At 44.0% G+C, this 654-nt stretch carries 1 rRNA gene; it reads left to right on the plus strand.

Annotated elements, in window-relative coordinates:
• Positions 1 to 170 precede the first annotated feature (170 nt).
• Positions 171 to 285: ribosomal RNA gene (rrf, locus tag C2M25_RS13850) — 5S ribosomal RNA — on the plus strand.
• Positions 286 to 654: the final 369 nt, after the last annotated feature.

Here is a 654-nt window from a genome sequence, read left to right on the forward strand (position 1 = left end):
GCCATTAAGCTAACCTGTACTAATTACCCGTGAGGCTTAACCATACAACGCCAAACGCGTTTTATGACAGCGTAACAGACAGAAGTTAAGTTACTAAAGTAGACATTTACTTGATATCAGAATTCCGAATTTATTAATTTGCTCTGATGAGCGAATTAAAACCAAATTTGCTTGGTGACAATAGCGTTTTGGACCCACCTGACCCCATGCCGAACTCAGTAGTGAAACGAAACAGCGCCGATGATAGTGTGGCATTTGCCATGTGAAAGTAGGACATCGCCAGGATCCAAATTAGAGAAAGCCCGATTCGAAAGAGTCGGGCTTTTTTGCGTTTAGAGCTATCCACATCACGTGCTCTATTCATTCTTCAGGTAGGTTGGGTAGAGCGCAGCGAAACCCAACGTCAGTTAGCGAGTTGCAAGTTAGCAAGGGTAAAGTTGAACTGTTGGTTTGTTTAGTACAGAGTCTCCCTCAGCAACAAACCCCGTAGGAGGCACTTCAGTGCCGAATAGACAAGAGACATCAGACGTCAGATAATAGATGTCAGTTGAACTGTGGGGTTGTTTTGATCTGACCCCGATAAAGTAGACACGGGGTTTAATTAAATTGTTCGTACTGCATGGGACTTTTATACCCTAGGGTGCCATGCCTTCT

The organism is Pseudoalteromonas sp. T1lg21 (assembly GCF_002964625.1).
GTDB classification, from domain to species: Bacteria; Pseudomonadota; Gammaproteobacteria; order Enterobacterales; family Alteromonadaceae; genus Pseudoalteromonas; species Pseudoalteromonas gelatinilytica.